Consider the following 16,457-nt stretch of genomic DNA (forward strand, 5'->3'; position numbering starts at 1 on the left):
GCCATGTAGGGTGATGTCTTCAATGTCTAATCCATTCAATCCCGGTGAACTGAGCGACTTCGATCTTCTGGAGCAGCATCCGTTCGAGCAAACTGATTACGATATTTTAAAATCGTATGAGGCCGTTGTAGATGGTCTTGCCATGTTGATCGGCTCGCATTGTGAAATCGTCCTTCACTCACTGGAAGATTTAAACTGTTCGGCCGTACGTATTGCTAACGGCGAGCATACAGGGCGTAAAGTGGGCTCGCCCATCACGGATTTAGCCTTGCGCATGCTGCATGATATGCAGGGTGCAGACAGCAACGTCTCCCGCGCTTACTTTACCCGCGCGAAAAGTGGTGTGCTGATGAAGTCCGTCACAATTGCGATTCGTAATCGCCAGCAGCGGGTGATTGGCTTGCTGTGTATCAACATGAACCTCGACGTTCCGTTTTCACAGATCATGTCGACGTTTCTGCCGCCAGAGATGCAGCAGGTCGATTCCAATGTGAACTTTGCCAGTTCGGTCGATGACCTGGTCATGCAGACGCTGGAATTTACGATTGAAGAAGTGAGCGCCGACCGTAACGTCTCGAATAATGCCAAGAACCGTCAGATCGTATTGAATCTGTATGAAAAAGGGATTTTCGATATCAAAGACGCCATAAATCAGGTCGCCGAGCGCTTAAATATTTCCAAACATACCGTGTACCTGTACATCCGCCAGTTTAAAAACGGTGACTTTCAGGGGCAGGATCGTTAATGCGCTATGCGCTTCTTGTCACCGGTCCGGCCTATGGTACGCAGCAGGCGACCAGCGCCCTGCTGTTTGCCAACGCGCTGCTGGCAGCGGGACACCAGCTGGAAAGCGTCTTTTTTTATCGGGAAGGCGTGCTGAACGCCAATCAGCTTAGCGCGCCCGCCAGTGACGAATTCGATCTTGTTCGTGCCTGGCAGTCGCTTCATCAGGCGCATGGGGTGGCGCTGAACATTTGCGTGGCGGCCGCACTCCGGCGCGGCGTAACGGATGCGCAGGAAGCCTCACGGCTTGCGCTGCCGGGCGTGAATCTTCAGCCCGGTTTTACCCTGGCCGGCTTAGGCGCGCTGGCGGAAGCGGCGCTGCGTTGCGAGCGGATGGTGCAGTTCTGATGAAGCGTGTCGCGTTTGTATTCACCCGAGCCCCACATGGCAGCAGTGCGGGACGTGAAGGGTTAGATGCGGTGCTGGCCACCGGCGCGTTGAGTGACGATATCGGCCTTTTTTTTATTGGAGATGGCGTTCTGCAGCTTAACAGTGAGCAACAGCCGGAAAATATTCACAGCCGGCATTATGCCGCTACCTTCGGCGTGCTGGCGCTGTATGATATCGACCAGTGTTATCTGTGCAGGGCGTCGCTGCAGTCGCGCGGTTTAGCGGAAAATGCGCCACGCATTCTGGATGCCGAAATTTTAGATGCGTCGGCCCTGCGGCAAAAACTCGCAGGCTATGACCGTATTTTGACTTTTTAAGAGCACCTAATGCTGCATACGTTATTTCACTCACCGACTTACAGCGACATCGAAAGCCTGACCCGACTGCTTATGCCGGAAGATGACCTGCTCTTGCTGCAGGATGGCGTACTGGCGGCGATTGAGGGCAGCAGAGCGCTGGAACAGTTTCGCGCCTCAGGGGCGAAGCTCTGGGCACTGGAAGATGACCTGAATGCCCGGGGGCTGAGCACGCAAATTTCCCCTGTTGTGCAGTCTGTGGACTATACTTTTTTCGTTGCGCTAACGGTAAAACATCAACAACAAATGGCCTGGTAATGCATTGGCCCCCTGGTTATTTCTTGACACCTTTTTGACACAGCCCTAAAATTCTGCCTCCTCGTAATTCTACGAGGTGATTTATTACGTGTTTACGAAGCAAAAAGCTAAATCCCAGGAGCTATTTAATGGCAACAGTTAACCAGCTGGTTCGCAAACCACGCGTCCGCAAAGTTGCAAAGAGCAACGTGCCGGCGCTGGAAGCTTGCCCGCAGAAACGTGGCGTTTGTACCCGTGTGTACACCACCACTCCTAAAAAACCAAACTCAGCACTGCGTAAAGTTTGCCGTGTGCGTTTGACTAACGGTTTTGAAGTCACCTCCTACATCGGTGGTGAAGGTCACAACCTGCAGGAACACTCCGTGATCCTGATCCGTGGCGGTCGTGTTAAAGACCTGCCAGGTGTGCGTTACCACACCGTTCGTGGCGCGCTGGACTGCTCAGGTGTTAAAGACCGTAAGCAGTCACGCTCCAAGTACGGCGTGAAGAAGCCAAAGGCTTAATGGTTCTCCGTTAAGTAAGGCCAAACGTTTTAACTTAAATGTCAAACTAAACTCGTAGAGTTTTGGACAATCCTGAATTAACAACGGAGTATTTCCATGCCACGTCGTCGCGTCATTGGTCAGCGTAAAATTCTGCCGGATCCTAAGTTCGGATCAGAGCTGCTGGCTAAATTTGTAAATATCCTGATGGTAGATGGTAAAAAATCTACTGCTGAATCTATCGTCTATACCGCACTTGAGACCCTGGCTCAACGTGCTGGTAAAGATGGCCTGGAAGCTTTTGAGGTTGCTCTCGAAAACGTGCGTCCGACTGTCGAAGTTAAGTCACGTCGCGTTGGTGGTTCAACCTATCAGGTTCCAGTTGAAGTCCGTCCGGTTCGTCGTAATGCCCTGGCAATGCGTTGGATCGTAGAAGCTGCTCGTAAACGCGGTGATAAATCTATGGCTTTACGCCTGGCGAACGAACTTTCTGACGCTGCAGAAAACAAAGGTACTGCAGTTAAGAAACGTGAAGACGTTCACCGTATGGCTGAAGCCAACAAGGCGTTCGCTCACTACCGCTGGTAACAGCTGCGTAGTTGTTGTTAAACCAGCGGGCGCTCAAACAGCCAACCCGCTGGGGTCGACTAACTTTGAACGTCCTAAAAACCGAGGAATAAAATGGCTCGTACAACACCCATTGCGCGCTACCGTAATATCGGTATCAGCGCACACATCGACGCCGGTAAAACCACTACTACCGAGCGTATCCTGTTCTACACCGGTGTTAACCACAAAATCGGTGAAGTGCATGATGGCGCAGCGACCATGGACTGGATGGCACAGGAGCAGGAACGTGGTATTACCATCACGTCTGCTGCAACGACCGCGTTCTGGTCAGGTATGGCTAAGCAGTTTGAGCCACACCGCATCAACATCATCGACACCCCGGGACACGTTGACTTCACCATCGAAGTAGAACGTTCCATGCGTGTGCTCGATGGCGCAGTAATGGTTTACTGTGCTGTAGGTGGTGTTCAGCCACAGTCTGAGACCGTATGGCGTCAGGCTAACAAATATAAAGTTCCACGCATTGCGTTCGTTAACAAAATGGACCGCATGGGTGCAAACTTCCTGAAAGTAGTTGGTCAGATCGAATCTCGTCTGGGCGCGACTCCGGTTCCGCTGCAGATCGCTATCGGCGCTGAAGAAAACTTCACCGGCGTTGTTGACCTGATCAAAATGAAAGCCATCAACTGGAACGACCAGGATGCGGGCGTGACCTTCGATTACGAAGAGATCCCAGCTAACCTGCAAGAACTGGCTGAAGAATGGCGCGGCAAGCTGATCGAAGCTGCAGCAGAAGCCTCTGAAGAGCTGATGGAGAAATTCTTCAGCGGTGAAGAGCTGACTGAAGAAGAGATCAAAAAAGCGCTGCGTCAGCGCGTGCTGAAAAACGAAATCATCCTGGTGACCTGTGGTTCTGCATTTAAGAACAAAGGTGTTCAGGCAATGCTGGATGCGGTTGTTGAGTATCTGCCAGCCCCGACCGACGTACCGGCAATCAACGGTATGCTGGACGATGGTAAAGATACCCCAGCTGAGCGTCACGCAAGTGATGAAGAGCCGTTCTCTGCTCTGGCGTTTAAGATCGCAACTGACCCATTCGTGGGTAACCTGACGTTCTTCCGCGTTTACTCTGGTGTAGTTAACTCAGGCGATACCGTTCTGAACTCCGTGAAATCTGCACGTGAGCGTTTCGGTCGTATCGTTCAGATGCACGCTAACAAACGTGAAGAAATCAGCGAAGTTCGCGCAGGTGACATCGCCGCTGCGATCGGCCTGAAAGACGTTATCACTGGTGATACCCTGTGTGATCCAAACGCGCCAATCATTCTGGAGCGTATGGAATTCCCTGAGCCGGTAATTTCTATCGCCGTTGAGCCGAAAACCAAAGCTGACCAGGAAAAAATGGGTCTGGCTCTGGGTCGTCTGGCGAAAGAAGACCCGTCATTCCGCGTATGGACTGACGAAGAGTCTAACCAGACTATCATCGCTGGTATGGGTGAACTTCACCTCGATATCATCGTTGACCGTATGAAGCGTGAATTCAACGTTGAAGCGAACGTGGGTAAACCACAGGTTGCTTACCGTGAAGCTATCCGCTCTAAAGTTACCGGTATCGAAGGTAAACACGCCAAGCAGTCTGGTGGTCGTGGTCAGTACGGTCATGTTGTTATCGACATGTACCCGCTGGAGCCAGGTTCGAACCCGAAAGGTTACGAATTTGTCAACGATATCAAAGGTGGTGTAATTCCTGGCGAATTCATTCCAGCCGTTGATAAAGGTATCCAGGAGCAGTTGAAATCAGGCCCACTGGCAGGTTATCCGGTTGTGGATCTGGGTGTTCGTCTGCACTTCGGTTCTTACCATGACGTTGACTCCTCTGAACTGGCGTTTAAACTGGCCGCGTCTATTGCCTTTAAAGATGGCTTTAAGAAAGCGCAGCCTGTTCTGCTTGAGCCTATCATGAAGGTTGAAGTTGAAACCCCAGAAGAGAACACCGGTGACGTAATCGGTGACCTTAGCCGTCGTCGTGGTATGCTCAAAGGGCAGGAATCTAACGCTACTGGCGTTCAGATCCACGCTGAAGTTCCACTGTCTGAAATGTTCGGATATGCAACTCAGCTGCGCTCTCTGACCAAAGGTCGTGCTTCGTACTCCATGGAGTTCCTGAAGTATGACGACGCACCGAACAACGTTGCGCAGGCCGTTATTGAAGCTCGTAGCAAATAAGCTACGGTTTAAATTTGAACTGATGCCTTCATCCCGGGTGATGAAGGCATAACGTAAGGAATATCGCCATGGCGAAAGAGCAATTTCAACGTAACAAACTGCACGTAAACGTGGGCACCATCGGTCACGTTGACCACGGTAAAACCACCCTGACTGCAGCAATCACCACCGTTCTGGCTAAAACCAACGGCGGCCAGGCGCGTGCGTTCGACCAGATCGACAGCACCCCTGAAGAAAAAGCACGTGGTATCACCATCAACACTGCACACGTTGAGTATGAAACCCCGTCTCGCCACTATGCACACGTTGACTGCCCGGGCCACGCCGACTATGTGAAAAACATGATCACCGGTGCTGCGCAGATGGACGGCGCGATCCTGGTTGTTGCTGCGACTGACGGCCCAATGCCGCAGACCCGTGAGCACATCCTGCTGGGTCGTCAGGTAGGCGTTCCTTACATCATCGTGTTCCTGAACAAGTGTGACATGGTTGATGACGAAGAGCTGCTGGAACTGGTTGAGATGGAAGTCCGTGACCTGCTGTCACAGTACGACTTCCCGGGCGACGACACCCCAATCGTTCGCGGTTCAGCACTGAAAGCGCTGGAAGGCAACCCAGAGTGGGAAGAGAAGATCGTTGAGCTGGCTAACCACCTGGACAACTACATCCCGGATCCGGTTCGTGCTATCGACATGCCGTTCCTGCTGCCAATCGAAGACGTATTCTCAATCTCTGGCCGTGGTACTGTAGTAACCGGTCGTGTTGAGCGCGGTGTTGTTAAAGTCGGCGACGAAGTTGAAATCGTGGGTATCAAAGATACGGCGAAATCAACCTGTACCGGTGTTGAAATGTTCCGCAAACTGCTGGACCAGGGTCAGGCAGGCGAAAACTGTGGTGTTCTGCTGCGCGGTATCAAGCGTGAAGACATCCAGCGTGGTCAGGTTCTGGCGAAGCCAGGCACCATCAAGCCACACACCAAGTTTGAGTCAGAAGTTTACGTTCTGTCTAAAGACGAAGGTGGCCGCCATACTCCGTTCTTCAAGGGCTACCGTCCACAGTTCTACTTCCGTACCACTGACGTGACCGGTTCAGTAGAGCTGCCAGAAGGCGTTGAAATGGTTATGCCAGGCGACAACATCAAAATGGTTGTTACCCTGATCCACCCAATCGCAATGGACGAAGGTCTGCGCTTCGCAATCCGCGAAGGTGGCCGTACCGTTGGTGCGGGCGTTGTTGCTAAAGTTATCGCTTAATTGTGATCTCTGATGTGGCCACATGAGTGGCTACTGCAAAATAAAAAGAGCACTTCGGTGCTCTTTTTTTATGCCTGTCATTTAATCACGCAGGCTTTCTCCTCACAAAAGGTAGGTTTGAAATAAAAACGATTCGCATTTACACTGTGCGCACGAAATAGACCGGGTGATGAATAAATGTACGTCTGTCTGTGTAATGCCATCAGTGACAAAACTCTCCGTGAAGTCGTGCGCCGTTATCAGCCCAAATCTATCCAGCAGTTGCGCCAAATCGTGCCCGTGGGAAAGCAATGTGGAAAATGTATTCGGGATGCCCGCGCGATTATGGATGAAGAGATGCAGCACGCTCCGCAATATAAAGAAATCGCGTAAACGCACACACACCACCGGCTTGATAATACCCACAATTTTCATCGCGTTTTTTTGACTTCTTTTTAACCGCATCTACGCTCAAATAAACATGAGCGGAGGAAGCGAAATGAAGGGCGATGCGAAAATCATAAGTCATCTCAATAAATTGTTGGGGAATGAACTGGTTGCAATAAACCAGTACTTCTTACATGCACGGATGTTCAAAAACTGGGGACTGATGCGTCTTAACGACGTTGAGTACCATGAGTCCATAGATGAAATGAAGCATGCGGATAAATACATCGAACGTATTCTGTTTCTTGAAGGCATTCCTAATCTGCAGGATCTGGGACGACTCAGGATTGGAGAAGATGTCGGGGAGATGTTGCAGTCCGATCTCAATCTTGAACTCGAAGGCGCAAAAGACCTGCGAGAAGCCATCGCCTATGCGGATAAAGTTCATGATTACGTAAGCCGCGATATGATGATCGCCATCCTCGAAGATGAGGAGCACCATATCGACTGGATTGAAACCGAGCTTGATCTCATTAGTAAGATGGGCATTCAGAATTACCTGCAGGCGCAAATCAAAGAAGAGTAAGGCTTTGACTAACGATAACTCCCCAGCCCGCGACGGCCAGGAAAGGGCCAAAGGGAAGCGGGCTGTTCAGGTACCATGCCCGGTTCCTTATCCGCAGCGCGCCGAAAGCGATCAAGGCTGTCGTACAGGCGGTCAGGGCAATGAAGGGCAGGGCCTGCCAACCACACCATGCGCCCAGTGCGGCAAACAGTTTAATATCCCCACAACCTAATCCCTTCCGCCGTGTAACCTGTTGAAAAATTCCGGCAAGCAACCAAAGTGAACCATAGCCAAACATGACGCCACCGATGGCCGAACTGACCGTGAGTGGCTGAAAGAACATGAAACGTGAAAGACCCAGCCACAGGAGCGCGTGGGTGAGAACATCTGGCAGCAGGAAGTGGCGCTGGTCGATGGCCGCAAGGACGAGGAGCAAACAGGAAGCCAGAAGCGGAAACAGCGCATGAATGAGATTGTCGTGAAACAGATAAGCCAGCAACAGGCAGAGCAGGGCGCCTGTCAGCTCAAACAGCACGGGCAGCAAACCGACCGGATGCGAACAAAATCGACAGTGCCCCCGCAACCACAGCCAGCTTATCAGCGGAACGCTGTCGTGCCACAGGATCGTGCGGCGACAGTAACTACAGTGGGAAGGCGGCGTCCACAATGACTGCAGCCAGCGACGTGGTGAAGCGGACGTATTAAAACGTTGACAGGCCAGGGCGAGAAAGCTGCCAAGCGCGCCGCCTGACAGGGAGACAGCAACGATGATGATCAACACGATGACCTCCGGTTAACCTGATGTGATGACTGAGTCTGTCTGAACGCGTCCTCTGCGTCGCGGATAAGAAAAAGAGAATGGAAAACCGCGCCCAGAAAAAAAAGGGCGAAGACATCCGTCCTGCAGGGCTTCTGTGCAGACGTACACAAAAGCGTTAAACACAGTTTTCTGTGGCAAATGTGCATCGTGGGTTGCTTCCTGAGCAAATCTACGTATAATGCGCGGGCCTGCCGATATTGGCAGGCGCGATTCGAGCTGAATCGCAGACGGCAGTTTGTTGGGCCGTCTGACAATACTCCCAACTGTGGAGTTATATGCTGAACGATTACACTCTCCCATCAATCGTAATGGGTTCGAGTAGTAATTTTTTTCGTCTATAAAATGTTTGGAGCCTTGGTCTCATGTCGAACCAAAGAATCCGTATCCGTCTTAAAGCGTTTGATCATCGTCTGATCGATCAATCAACCGCGGAAATCGTCGAGACTGCCAAGCGCACTGGTGCGCAGGTACGTGGTCCGATCCCGCTGCCGACCCGCAAAGAGCGCTTTACCGTTCTGATCTCTCCGCACGTTAACAAAGATGCGCGTGACCAGTACGAAATTCGCACTCACAAGCGTCTGGTAGACATCGTTGAGCCAACTGAAAAAACCGTTGATGCTCTGATGCGTCTGGACCTGGCTGCCGGTGTTGACGTGCAGATCAGCCTGGGTTAATCAGGTCATCGAGCGATTGAGAGGTTGAAACAATGATTGGTTTAGTCGGTAAAAAAGTGGGTATGACCCGCATCTTCACTGAAGATGGCGTATCTATCCCAGTAACCGTAATCGAAGTTGAAGCGAACCGCGTTACTCAGGTCAAAGGCCTGGAGAACGATGGTTACCAGGCAATTCAGGTTACCACCGGTGCTAAAAAAGCAAACCGTGTGACCAAACCTGAAGCTGGTCATTTTGCTAAAGCTGGCGTAGAAGCTGGCCGTGGCCTGTGGGAATTCCGCACCGCTGAAGGTGATGAGTATTCTGTAGGTCAGAGCATCAGCGTTGAAATTTTCGCTGACGTTAAAAAAGTAGACGTAACTGGCACCTCTAAAGGTAAAGGTTTCGCAGGTACCGTTAAGCGCTGGAACTTCCGTACCCAGGACGCAACCCACGGTAACTCCTTGTCTCACCGTGTTCCGGGTTCTATCGGTCAGAACCAGACTCCGGGCAAAGTGTTCAAAGGCAAGAAAATGGCAGGTCAGCTGGGTAATGAGCGCGTAACTGTTCAGAGCCTGGACGTAGTACGTGTTGACGCTGAGCGCAACCTGCTGCTGGTTAAAGGTGCAGTTCCCGGTGCTACCGGTAGCGACCTGATCGTTAAACCAGCTGTGAAGGCGTAAGGGGATAGCAATGGAATTAGTATTGAAAGACGCGCAGAGCGCGCTGACTGTTTCCGAAACTACCTTCGGTCGTGATTTCAACGAAGCGCTGGTTCACCAGGTTGTTGTTGCTTACGCATCAGGCGCCCGCCAGGGTACTCGCGCGCAGAAAACTCGCGCTGAAGTAACCGGTTCAGGCAAAAAGCCTTGGCGTCAGAAAGGCACCGGCCGTGCGCGTTCAGGTTCTGTAAAGAGCCCGATCTGGCGTTCAGGTGGCGTGACCTTTGCTGCTAAGCCACAAGACCACAGTCAAAAAGTTAACAAAAAGATGTACCGCGGCGCGCTGAAAAGCATCCTGTCCGAACTGGTACGTCAAGATCGTCTGATCGTTGTCGAGCAGTTCTCTGTTGAAGCACCGAAAACCAAGTTGCTGGCACAGAAGCTGAAAGACATGGCGCTGGAAGACGTGCTGATCATCACCGGCGAACTGGATGAGAATCTGTTCCTGGCTGCGCGTAACCTGTACAAGGTTGACGTGCGTGATGCAGCGGGTATCGACCCAGTTAGCCTGATCGCCTTCGACAAAGTCGTTATGACTGCTGATGCAGTTAAGCAAGTTGAGGAGATGCTGGCATGATCCGTGAAGAACGTCTGCTGAAAGTACTGCGCGCGCCGCACGTATCTGAAAAGGCATCTAGCGCGATGGAAAAAACCAACACCATCGTACTCAAAGTAGCTAAAGACGCGACTAAAGCAGAGATCGTTGCTGCTGTTGAGAAACTGTTCGAAGTAGAAGTTAAAGACGTTAACACCCTGGTAGTTAAAGGTAAGGTTAAGCGTCACGGACAGCGTATCGGTCGTCGTAGCGACTGGAAAAAAGCTTACGTCACCCTGAAGGAAGGCCAGAATCTGGACTTCGTCGGCGGCGCTGAGTAAGTCGGAGGAGAAAGACAATGGCAGTTGTTAAATGTAAACCGACATCTCCGGGTCGTCGCCACGTCGTTAAAGTGGTGAACCCAGAGTTGCACAAGGGCAAGCCGTTTGCTCCATTGCTGGAAAAAAACAGCAAATCCGGTGGCCGCAACAACAACGGTCGCATCACTACCCGTCACATCGGTGGTGGTCATAAGCAGGCTTACCGTCTGGTTGACTTCAAACGCAACAAAGATGGTATCCCGGCAACCGTTGAACGTCTTGAGTACGATCCGAACCGCTCTGCGAACATCGCACTGGTTCTGTACAAAGACGGCGAACGCCGTTACATCCTGGCCCCTAAAGGCCTGAAAGCCGGCGACCAGATTCAGTCTGGCGTTGATGCTGCGATCAAAGCAGGTAACACACTGCCGATGCGTAACATCCCGGTGGGTTCTACCGTTCACAACGTAGAAATGAAACCAGGCAAAGGCGGTCAGATTGCTCGCTCAGCCGGTGCTTACGTGCAGATCGTTGCGCGTGAAGGTTCCTACGTTACCCTGCGTCTGCGTTCAGGTGAAATGCGTAAAGTCGAAGCTGACTGCCGCGCTACACTGGGCGAAGTCGGTAACGCTGAGCATATGCTGCGCGTTCTGGGTAAAGCTGGTGCAACCCGTTGGCGTGGTGTTCGTCCGACCGTTCGTGGTACCGCGATGAACCCAGTAGATCACCCGCACGGTGGTGGTGAAGGTCGTAACTTTGGTAAGCACCCGGTAACTCCGTGGGGCGTTCAGACCAAAGGTAAGAAGACCCGTAGCAACAAGCGTACCGATAAATTTATCGTACGTCGCCGTAGCAAATAATATTAGAGGATAAGCCATGCCACGTTCTCTCAAGAAAGGTCCTTTTATTGACCTGCACTTGCTGAAGAAGGTAGAGAAAGCGGTGGAAAGCGGTGACAAGAAGCCTTTGCGCACTTGGTCCCGTCGTTCAACGATCTTTCCTAACATGATCGGTTTGACCATCGCTGTCCATAATGGTCGTCAGCACGTTCCTGTCTTTGTTTCCGACGAAATGGTTGGTCACAAACTGGGTGAATTCGCGCCGACACGTACTTATCGCGGTCACGCGGCTGATAAAAAAGCCAAGAAGAAATAAGTAGGAGGAAGAGATGGAAACTTTAGCTCAACATCGCCACGCTCGTTCTTCTGCTCAGAAGGTTCGCCTTGTTGCTGACCTGATCCGCGGTAAGAAAGTGTCGCAGGCACTGGACATTTTGACCTACACCAACAAGAAAGCGGCTGTACTGGTCAAGAAAGTTCTGGAATCTGCCATTGCTAACGCTGAACACAACGATGGCGCTGATATCGACGATCTGAAAGTCGCGAAAATTTTCGTCGACGAAGGCCCAAGCATGAAGCGCATTATGCCGCGTGCAAAAGGTCGTGCAGATCGCATCCTGAAGCGCACCAGCCACATTACTGTGGTTGTGTCCGATCGCTGAGACTCTGGAGACTAGCAATGGGTCAGAAAGTACATCCTAATGGTATTCGCCTGGGTATTGTAAAACCATGGAACTCTACCTGGTTTGCGAACACCAAAGAATTCGCTGACAACCTGGACAGCGACTTTAAAGTACGTCAGTACCTGACTAAGGAACTGGCTAAGGCGTCTGTATCTCGTATCGTTATCGAGCGTCCAGCTAAGAGCATCCGTGTGACCATTCACACCGCTCGTCCTGGCATCGTGATCGGTAAGAAAGGTGAAGACGTAGAAAAACTGCGCACGGTCGTCGCGAAAATCGCTGGCGTTCCTGCACAGATCAATATCGCCGAAGTCCGTAAACCGGAACTGGACGCAAAACTGGTTGCTGACAGCATCACTTCACAGCTGGAGCGTCGTGTGATGTTCCGTCGTGCTATGAAGCGTGCGGTTCAGAACGCCATGCGTCTGGGCGCGAAGGGTATCAAAGTTGAAGTTAGCGGCCGTCTGGGCGGCGCCGAGATCGCACGTACCGAATGGTACCGTGAAGGTCGCGTGCCGTTGCACACTCTGCGTGCTGACATTGACTACAACACCTCTGAAGCGCACACCACTTATGGTGTAATCGGCGTTAAGGTATGGATCTTCAAAGGCGAGATCCTGGGTGGTATGGCTGCTGTTGAACAACCGGAACCGGCTGCTCAACCTAAAAAGCAGCAGCGTAAAGGCCGTAAGTAAGGAGAGTCGCTATGTTACAACCAAAGCGTACGAAATTCCGTAAAGTGCACAAAGGCCGCAACCGCGGTCTGGCGCAGGGTACGGATGTTAGCTTCGGGACTTTCGGTCTGAAAGCTGTTGGCCGTGGTCGTCTGACTGCCCGTCAGATCGAAGCAGCACGTCGTGCTATGACCCGTGCAGTTAAGCGTCAAGGTAAGATCTGGATCCGTGTATTCCCGGACAAACCGATCACCGAGAAGCCGCTGGAAGTGCGTATGGGTAAAGGTAAGGGTAACGTTGAGTATTGGGTTGCCCTGATCCAGCCTGGTAAAGTCCTGTATGAAATGGACGGCGTACCAGAAGAGCTGGCCCGTGAAGCATTCAAGCTGGCAGCAGCAAAACTGCCTATCAAAACCACCTTTGTAACTAAGACGGTGATGTAATGAAAGCAACAGAGCTGCGTGAAAAAAGCGTTGAAGAGCTGAACACTGAGCTGCTTAATCTGCTGCGTGAGCAATTTAACCTGCGCATGCAGGCAGCATCTGGCCAACTGCAGCAGTCTCATCTGCTGAAGCAGGTTCGCCGTGATGTTGCACGCGTTAAGACTTTACTGACTGAGAAGGCGGGTTCGTAATGACCGATAAAATCCGTACTCTGCAGGGTCGTGTTGTTAGTGACAAAATGCAGAAATCTGCTGTTGTTGCTATCGAGCGTTTCGTGAAGCATCCAATCTATGGAAAATTCATTAAGCGTACGACTAAGCTGCACATCCATGACGAGAACAACGAATGTGGAATCGGCGACGTGGTAGAAATCCGCGAATGCCGTCCACTGTCTAAGACTAAGTCCTGGACACTGGTTCGCGTTGTAGAGAAAGCAATTCTGTAATAGAATTTGCCCTCTTTAAAAATCTAATGAACGGCTCGAAAGAGCCGTTCATTTTTTCTACCCATCTGCGAGAACCGGTGTTATAATGCCGCGCCCTCAATTATGGGGCTTTCAATCGACCTGAGGTCTAGGTCCCGAAGTAGTAGTTGACATTAGCGGAGCACTGAAATGATCCAAGAACAGACTATGCTGAACGTCGCCGACAACTCCGGTGCACGTCGCGTAATGTGTATCAAGGTTCTGGGTGGCTCGCACCGTCGCTACGCAGGCGTCGGCGACATCATTAAAGTTACCATCAAGGAAGCAATTCCACGTGGTAAAGTTAAAAAAGGTGATGTCCTGAAGGCGGTAGTGGTGCGCACCAGGAAGGGTGTTCGTCGCCCGGACGGTTCTGTCATTCGCTTCGATGGTAATGCATGCGTTATTTTAAACAATAACAGCGAGCAGCCTATCGGTACGCGTATTTTTGGGCCGGTAACTCGTGAACTTCGTACTGAAAAGTTCATGAAAATTATCTCTCTGGCACCAGAAGTACTCTAAGGAGCGAACAATGGCAGCTAAAATCCGTCGTAACGACGAAGTTATCGTGTTAACCGGTAAAGATAAAGGTAAGCGCGGTAAAGTTAAGAACGTCCTGTCTTCTGGCAAGGTCATCGTTGAAGGTATCAACCTGGTTAAGAAACATCAGAAGCCTGTTCCGGCTCTGAACCAACCAGGCGGCATCGTTGAAAAAGAAGCTGCAATTCAGGTTTCTAACGTTGCTCTCTTCAATGCGGCAACCGGTAAGGCTGACCGTGTAGGCTTTAGATTCGAAGACGGTAAAAAAGTCCGTTTCTTCAAATCTAATAGCGAAACTATCAAGTAATTTGGAGTAGTACGATGGCGAAACTGCATGATTACTACAAAGACGAGGTAGTCCAGAAACTCATGTCTGAGTTCGGCTACAATTCTGTCATGCAAGTCCCTCGGGTCGAGAAGATCACCCTGAACATGGGTGTTGGTGAAGCGATCGCTGACAAGAAACTGCTGGATAACGCAGCAGCTGACCTGGCAGCAATCTCCGGTCAAAAACCGTTGATCACCAAAGCACGCAAATCAGTTGCAGGCTTCAAAATCCGTCAGGGCTATCCGATCGGCTGTAAAGTAACTCTGCGTGGCGAACGCATGTGGGAGTTCTTTGAGCGTCTGATCACCATTGCTGTACCGCGTATCCGTGACTTCCGTGGCCTGTCCGCTAAGTCATTCGATGGTCGTGGCAACTACAGCATGGGTGTACGTGAGCAGATCATCTTCCCAGAAATCGACTACGACAAAGTCGATCGCGTTCGTGGTTTGGATATTACCATTACCACTACTGCGAAATCTGATGATGAAGGCCGTGCTCTGCTGGCTGCCTTTGACTTCCCGTTCCGTAAGTAAGGTAGGGTTACTTAATGGCTAAGCAATCTATGAAAGCACGCGAAGTTAAGCGTGTGAAATTAGCAGACAAATTCTTCGCAAAACGCGCTGAACTGAAAGCGATCATTTCTGATGTGAACGCTTCCGACGAAGACCGTTGGGATGCCGTTCTCAAGCTGCAGAGTCTGCCGCGTGATTCCAGCCCTTCACGTCAGCGTAACCGCTGCCGTCAAACAGGTCGTCCGCACGGTTTCCTGCGGAAGTTTGGGTTGAGCCGTATCAAGGTCCGTGAAGCCGCAATGCGCGGTGAAATCCCGGGTCTGAAAAAGGCTAGCTGGTAATTGTCACCAATTGAATCACGGGAGTAACACAGATGAGCATGCAAGATCCGATCGCGGATATGCTGACCCGTATCCGTAACGGTCAGGCCGCGAACAAAGTTGCGGTCACCATGCCCTCCTCCAAGCTGAAATTGGCAATTGCCAACGTGCTGAAGGAAGAAGGCTTTATTGAAGATTTTAAAATCGAAGGCGACACCAAGCTGGAACTGGAACTGACTCTTAAGTATTTCCAGGGTAAAGCGGTTGTAGAAAGCATTCAGCGAGTAAGCCGTCCCGGCCTGCGCATCTATAAGAAAAAAGATGAGCTGCCAAAGGTAATGGCTGGTATGGGTATCGCTGTCATTTCTACATCGAAAGGTGTTATGACTGATCGTGCAGCGCGCCAGGCTGGTCTTGGTGGCGAAATTATCTGCTACGTAGCGTAATCGGAGGATACTATGTCTCGTGTTGCTAAAGCACCTGTCGTTGTTCCTGCCGGCGTAGAGGTAAAACTCAACGGTCAGGTAATTTCGATTAAAGGTAAAAACGGCGAGCTGACTCGTACTATCAATGATGCTGTTGAAGTTAAGCATGCTGACAACACCCTGACTTTCGCTCCGCGCGAAGGTTATGTTGACGGCTGGGCGCAGGCGGGTACTTCTCGCGCGCTGCTGAACGCAATGGTTATCGGTGTTACCGAAGGCTTCACTAAGAAGCTGCAGCTGGTTGGTGTTGGTTATCGTGCTGCCGTTAAAGGCAACGTAGTTAACCTGTCTCTGGGCTTTTCTCATCCAGTTGATCACCAGCTGCCCGCGGGTATCACTGCAGAGTGTCCGACTCAGACTGAAATCGTGCTGAAAGGCGCTGATAAGCAGGTGATCGGCCAGGTTGCAGCTGACTTGCGCGCCTACCGTCGTCCTGAGCCTTATAAAGGCAAGGGTGTCCGTTACGCCGACGAAGTCGTGCGTACCAAAGAGGCTAAGAAGAAGTAAGGTAACACTATGGATAAGAAATCTGCTCGTATCCGTCGTGCGACCCGTGCACGTCGCAAGCTCAAAGAGCTGGGTGCTACTCGCCTGGTGGTACATCGTACCCCGCGTCACATTTACGCACAGGTAATCGCCCCGAACGGTTCCGAAGTTCTGGTTGCTGCTTCTACTGTAGAAAAAGCTATCACTGAACAACTGAAGTATACCGGTAATAAAGAAGCCGCAGCTGCTGTAGGAAAAGCTATTGCAGAACGCGCAATCGAAAAAGGCATCACTGGTGTTTCTTTCGACCGTTCCGGTTTCCAATATCATGGTCGCGTCCAGGCACTGGCAGATGCTGCCCGTGAAGCTGGCCTTCAGTTCTAAG

The 16,457-nt window shown here is 51.3% G+C and carries 29 protein-coding genes; 28 read left to right on the plus strand and 1 reads right to left on the minus strand.

Annotation, left to right across the window (positions count from 1 at the left end; genetic code table 11):
• The first annotated feature begins 22 nt into the window (after positions 1-22).
• The 10 genes from C1N59_RS01970 to bfr all read left to right on the plus strand — a co-directional run bounded on the left by C1N59_RS01970 (position 23) and on the right by bfr (position 7,270).
• Positions 23-745, plus strand: coding sequence for a helix-turn-helix transcriptional regulator (locus C1N59_RS01970; RefSeq protein ID WP_054632986.1), 723 nt, complete (start codon positions 23-25; stop codon positions 743-745).
• The gene (gene tusD, locus C1N59_RS01975; RefSeq protein ID WP_282498263.1) at positions 745-1,131 is read left to right on the plus strand and encodes a sulfurtransferase complex subunit TusD; all 387 of its coding nucleotides are present in this window, start codon (positions 745-747) and stop codon (positions 1,129-1,131) included. The genes C1N59_RS01970 and tusD overlap by 1 nt, the downstream gene beginning before the upstream one ends.
• Entirely contained in the window at positions 1,131-1,490 is a 360-nt protein-coding gene (gene tusC, locus C1N59_RS01980; RefSeq protein WP_033741534.1) for a sulfurtransferase complex subunit TusC, read from the plus strand. The genes tusD and tusC overlap by 1 nt, the downstream gene beginning before the upstream one ends.
• A gap of 9 nt (positions 1,491-1,499) precedes the next feature.
• Positions 1,500-1,787, plus strand: coding sequence for a sulfurtransferase complex subunit TusB (gene tusB / locus C1N59_RS01985; RefSeq protein ID WP_394550240.1), 288 nt, complete (start codon positions 1,500-1,502; stop codon positions 1,785-1,787).
• A 128-nt stretch (positions 1,788-1,915) separates the two neighbouring features.
• Positions 1,916-2,290, plus strand: coding sequence for a 30S ribosomal protein S12 (rpsL, locus tag C1N59_RS01990; RefSeq protein ID WP_006120575.1), 375 nt, complete (start codon positions 1,916-1,918; stop codon positions 2,288-2,290).
• 96 nt (positions 2,291-2,386) lie between these two features.
• The gene (gene rpsG / locus C1N59_RS01995; RefSeq protein WP_006120576.1) at positions 2,387-2,857 is read left to right on the plus strand and encodes a 30S ribosomal protein S7; all 471 of its coding nucleotides are present in this window, start codon (positions 2,387-2,389) and stop codon (positions 2,855-2,857) included.
• A gap of 93 nt (positions 2,858-2,950) precedes the next feature.
• Positions 2,951-5,065 (plus strand): elongation factor G, encoded by a 2,115-nt coding sequence (fusA, locus tag C1N59_RS02000; RefSeq protein WP_006120577.1) that lies wholly within the window; start codon positions 2,951-2,953, stop codon positions 5,063-5,065.
• 68 nt (positions 5,066-5,133) lie between these two features.
• Entirely contained in the window at positions 5,134-6,318 is a 1,185-nt protein-coding gene (gene tuf / locus C1N59_RS02005; RefSeq protein ID WP_006120578.1) for an elongation factor Tu, read from the plus strand.
• 177 nt (positions 6,319-6,495) lie between these two features.
• Positions 6,496-6,690, plus strand: a complete 195-nt coding sequence (gene bfd, locus C1N59_RS02010; protein WP_033741530.1) for a bacterioferritin-associated ferredoxin — start codon at positions 6,496-6,498, stop codon at positions 6,688-6,690.
• A 106-nt stretch (positions 6,691-6,796) separates the two neighbouring features.
• Positions 6,797-7,270 carry a bacterioferritin gene (gene bfr / locus C1N59_RS02015; RefSeq protein WP_006120580.1) on the plus strand — a complete coding sequence of 158 codons (474 nt, stop codon included), beginning with the start codon at positions 6,797-6,799 and terminating at the stop codon, positions 7,268-7,270.
• On the opposite strand, the gene C1N59_RS02020 is transcribed toward bfr, so the two are convergent.
• Positions 7,257-8,030 carry a prepilin peptidase gene (locus tag C1N59_RS02020; RefSeq protein WP_394550241.1) on the minus strand — a complete coding sequence of 258 codons (774 nt, stop codon included), beginning with the start codon at positions 8,028-8,030 and terminating at the stop codon, positions 7,257-7,259. The two genes, bfr and C1N59_RS02020, sit on opposite strands and share 14 nt — an antisense overlap.
• Positions 8,031-8,431: 401 nt before the next feature.
• On the opposite strand from C1N59_RS02020, the gene rpsJ reads away from it, so the two are divergent.
• The 18 genes from rpsJ (at position 8,432) to rplR (ending at position 16,456) form a co-directional block, all read left to right on the plus strand.
• Positions 8,432-8,743 (plus strand): 30S ribosomal protein S10, encoded by a 312-nt coding sequence (rpsJ, locus tag C1N59_RS02025; protein ID WP_006120582.1) that lies wholly within the window; start codon positions 8,432-8,434, stop codon positions 8,741-8,743.
• A gap of 32 nt (positions 8,744-8,775) precedes the next feature.
• Positions 8,776-9,405 (plus strand): 50S ribosomal protein L3, encoded by a 630-nt coding sequence (rplC, locus tag C1N59_RS02030; protein ID WP_006120583.1) that lies wholly within the window; start codon positions 8,776-8,778, stop codon positions 9,403-9,405.
• 10 nt (positions 9,406-9,415) lie between these two features.
• Positions 9,416-10,021: a 50S ribosomal protein L4 gene (gene rplD, locus C1N59_RS02035; protein ID WP_006120584.1), complete on the plus strand. Its 606-nt coding sequence runs from the start codon at positions 9,416-9,418 to the stop codon at positions 10,019-10,021.
• The gene (gene rplW, locus C1N59_RS02040; RefSeq protein ID WP_006120585.1) at positions 10,018-10,320 is read left to right on the plus strand and encodes a 50S ribosomal protein L23; all 303 of its coding nucleotides are present in this window, start codon (positions 10,018-10,020) and stop codon (positions 10,318-10,320) included. The genes rplD and rplW overlap by 4 nt, the downstream gene beginning before the upstream one ends.
• Before the next feature lie 17 nt (positions 10,321-10,337).
• A complete protein-coding gene (gene rplB / locus C1N59_RS02045; RefSeq protein ID WP_006120586.1) occupies positions 10,338-11,159 on the plus strand; it encodes a 50S ribosomal protein L2 in 822 nt (273 codons plus the stop codon).
• A 16-nt stretch (positions 11,160-11,175) separates the two neighbouring features.
• Positions 11,176-11,454, plus strand: coding sequence for a 30S ribosomal protein S19 (gene rpsS, locus C1N59_RS02050; RefSeq protein WP_001138115.1), 279 nt, complete (start codon positions 11,176-11,178; stop codon positions 11,452-11,454).
• A gap of 13 nt (positions 11,455-11,467) precedes the next feature.
• Positions 11,468-11,800, plus strand: coding sequence for a 50S ribosomal protein L22 (rplV, locus tag C1N59_RS02055; protein WP_002919773.1), 333 nt, complete (start codon positions 11,468-11,470; stop codon positions 11,798-11,800).
• A gap of 17 nt (positions 11,801-11,817) precedes the next feature.
• Complete coding sequence (rpsC, locus tag C1N59_RS02060) at positions 11,818-12,516, plus strand: 30S ribosomal protein S3 (protein ID WP_006120587.1); 699 nt, start codon at positions 11,818-11,820, stop codon at positions 12,514-12,516.
• An 11-nt stretch (positions 12,517-12,527) separates the two neighbouring features.
• Complete coding sequence (gene rplP / locus C1N59_RS02065; protein WP_002438716.1) at positions 12,528-12,938, plus strand: 50S ribosomal protein L16; 411 nt, start codon at positions 12,528-12,530, stop codon at positions 12,936-12,938.
• Positions 12,938-13,129, plus strand: coding sequence for a 50S ribosomal protein L29 (rpmC, locus tag C1N59_RS02070; RefSeq protein ID WP_006120588.1), 192 nt, complete (start codon positions 12,938-12,940; stop codon positions 13,127-13,129). The genes rplP and rpmC overlap by 1 nt, the downstream gene beginning before the upstream one ends.
• The gene (gene rpsQ / locus C1N59_RS02075) at positions 13,129-13,383 is read left to right on the plus strand and encodes a 30S ribosomal protein S17 (RefSeq protein ID WP_006120589.1); all 255 of its coding nucleotides are present in this window, start codon (positions 13,129-13,131) and stop codon (positions 13,381-13,383) included. Before rpmC ends, rpsQ begins: the two co-directional genes overlap by 1 nt.
• Positions 13,384-13,551: 168 nt before the next feature.
• The gene (gene rplN / locus C1N59_RS02080; RefSeq protein WP_006120590.1) at positions 13,552-13,923 is read left to right on the plus strand and encodes a 50S ribosomal protein L14; all 372 of its coding nucleotides are present in this window, start codon (positions 13,552-13,554) and stop codon (positions 13,921-13,923) included.
• Between the two features lie 10 nt (positions 13,924-13,933).
• Positions 13,934-14,248: a 50S ribosomal protein L24 gene (rplX, locus tag C1N59_RS02085; protein WP_003850150.1), complete on the plus strand. Its 315-nt coding sequence runs from the start codon at positions 13,934-13,936 to the stop codon at positions 14,246-14,248.
• Between the two features lie 14 nt (positions 14,249-14,262).
• Complete coding sequence (gene rplE, locus C1N59_RS02090; RefSeq protein ID WP_006120591.1) at positions 14,263-14,802, plus strand: 50S ribosomal protein L5; 540 nt, start codon at positions 14,263-14,265, stop codon at positions 14,800-14,802.
• A 14-nt stretch (positions 14,803-14,816) separates the two neighbouring features.
• Positions 14,817-15,122, plus strand: coding sequence for a 30S ribosomal protein S14 (rpsN, locus tag C1N59_RS02095; RefSeq protein WP_006120592.1), 306 nt, complete (start codon positions 14,817-14,819; stop codon positions 15,120-15,122).
• 32 nt (positions 15,123-15,154) lie between these two features.
• Entirely contained in the window at positions 15,155-15,547 is a 393-nt protein-coding gene (rpsH, locus tag C1N59_RS02100; RefSeq protein WP_006120593.1) for a 30S ribosomal protein S8, read from the plus strand.
• 12 nt (positions 15,548-15,559) lie between these two features.
• A complete protein-coding gene (gene rplF, locus C1N59_RS02105; protein ID WP_033741521.1) occupies positions 15,560-16,093 on the plus strand; it encodes a 50S ribosomal protein L6 in 534 nt (177 codons plus the stop codon).
• 9 nt (positions 16,094-16,102) lie between these two features.
• The gene (gene rplR, locus C1N59_RS02110) at positions 16,103-16,456 is read left to right on the plus strand and encodes a 50S ribosomal protein L18 (protein ID WP_003850163.1); all 354 of its coding nucleotides are present in this window, start codon (positions 16,103-16,105) and stop codon (positions 16,454-16,456) included.
• Position 16,457: the final 1 nt, after the last annotated feature.

This window comes from Pantoea sp. SGAir0183 (genome assembly GCF_043545505.1).

Coding starts and splice junctions, on each gene's coding strand:
- C1N59_RS01970 (WP_054632986.1), top strand. CDS start 23: ATGTCTAATCCATTCAATCCCGGTGAACTGAGCGACTTCGATCTTCTG.
- tusD (WP_282498263.1), top strand. CDS start 745: ATGCGCTATGCGCTTCTTGTCACCGGTCCGGCCTATGGTACGCAGCAG.
- tusC (WP_033741534.1), top strand. CDS start 1,131: ATGAAGCGTGTCGCGTTTGTATTCACCCGAGCCCCACATGGCAGCAGT.
- tusB (WP_394550240.1), top strand. CDS start 1,500: ATGCTGCATACGTTATTTCACTCACCGACTTACAGCGACATCGAAAGC.
- rpsL (WP_006120575.1), top strand. CDS start 1,916: ATGGCAACAGTTAACCAGCTGGTTCGCAAACCACGCGTCCGCAAAGTT.
- rpsG (WP_006120576.1), top strand. CDS start 2,387: ATGCCACGTCGTCGCGTCATTGGTCAGCGTAAAATTCTGCCGGATCCT.
- fusA (WP_006120577.1), top strand. CDS start 2,951: ATGGCTCGTACAACACCCATTGCGCGCTACCGTAATATCGGTATCAGC.
- tuf (WP_006120578.1), top strand. CDS start 5,134: ATGGCGAAAGAGCAATTTCAACGTAACAAACTGCACGTAAACGTGGGC.
- bfd (WP_033741530.1), top strand. CDS start 6,496: ATGTACGTCTGTCTGTGTAATGCCATCAGTGACAAAACTCTCCGTGAA.
- bfr (WP_006120580.1), top strand. CDS start 6,797: ATGAAGGGCGATGCGAAAATCATAAGTCATCTCAATAAATTGTTGGGG.
- rpsJ (WP_006120582.1), top strand. CDS start 8,432: ATGTCGAACCAAAGAATCCGTATCCGTCTTAAAGCGTTTGATCATCGT.
- rplC (WP_006120583.1), top strand. CDS start 8,776: ATGATTGGTTTAGTCGGTAAAAAAGTGGGTATGACCCGCATCTTCACT.
- rplD (WP_006120584.1), top strand. CDS start 9,416: ATGGAATTAGTATTGAAAGACGCGCAGAGCGCGCTGACTGTTTCCGAA.
- rplW (WP_006120585.1), top strand. CDS start 10,018: ATGATCCGTGAAGAACGTCTGCTGAAAGTACTGCGCGCGCCGCACGTA.
- rplB (WP_006120586.1), top strand. CDS start 10,338: ATGGCAGTTGTTAAATGTAAACCGACATCTCCGGGTCGTCGCCACGTC.
- rpsS (WP_001138115.1), top strand. CDS start 11,176: ATGCCACGTTCTCTCAAGAAAGGTCCTTTTATTGACCTGCACTTGCTG.
- rplV (WP_002919773.1), top strand. CDS start 11,468: ATGGAAACTTTAGCTCAACATCGCCACGCTCGTTCTTCTGCTCAGAAG.
- rpsC (WP_006120587.1), top strand. CDS start 11,818: ATGGGTCAGAAAGTACATCCTAATGGTATTCGCCTGGGTATTGTAAAA.
- rplP (WP_002438716.1), top strand. CDS start 12,528: ATGTTACAACCAAAGCGTACGAAATTCCGTAAAGTGCACAAAGGCCGC.
- rpmC (WP_006120588.1), top strand. CDS start 12,938: ATGAAAGCAACAGAGCTGCGTGAAAAAAGCGTTGAAGAGCTGAACACT.
- rpsQ (WP_006120589.1), top strand. CDS start 13,129: ATGACCGATAAAATCCGTACTCTGCAGGGTCGTGTTGTTAGTGACAAA.
- rplN (WP_006120590.1), top strand. CDS start 13,552: ATGATCCAAGAACAGACTATGCTGAACGTCGCCGACAACTCCGGTGCA.
- rplX (WP_003850150.1), top strand. CDS start 13,934: ATGGCAGCTAAAATCCGTCGTAACGACGAAGTTATCGTGTTAACCGGT.
- rplE (WP_006120591.1), top strand. CDS start 14,263: ATGGCGAAACTGCATGATTACTACAAAGACGAGGTAGTCCAGAAACTC.
- rpsN (WP_006120592.1), top strand. CDS start 14,817: ATGGCTAAGCAATCTATGAAAGCACGCGAAGTTAAGCGTGTGAAATTA.
- rpsH (WP_006120593.1), top strand. CDS start 15,155: ATGAGCATGCAAGATCCGATCGCGGATATGCTGACCCGTATCCGTAAC.
- rplF (WP_033741521.1), top strand. CDS start 15,560: ATGTCTCGTGTTGCTAAAGCACCTGTCGTTGTTCCTGCCGGCGTAGAG.
- rplR (WP_003850163.1), top strand. CDS start 16,103: ATGGATAAGAAATCTGCTCGTATCCGTCGTGCGACCCGTGCACGTCGC.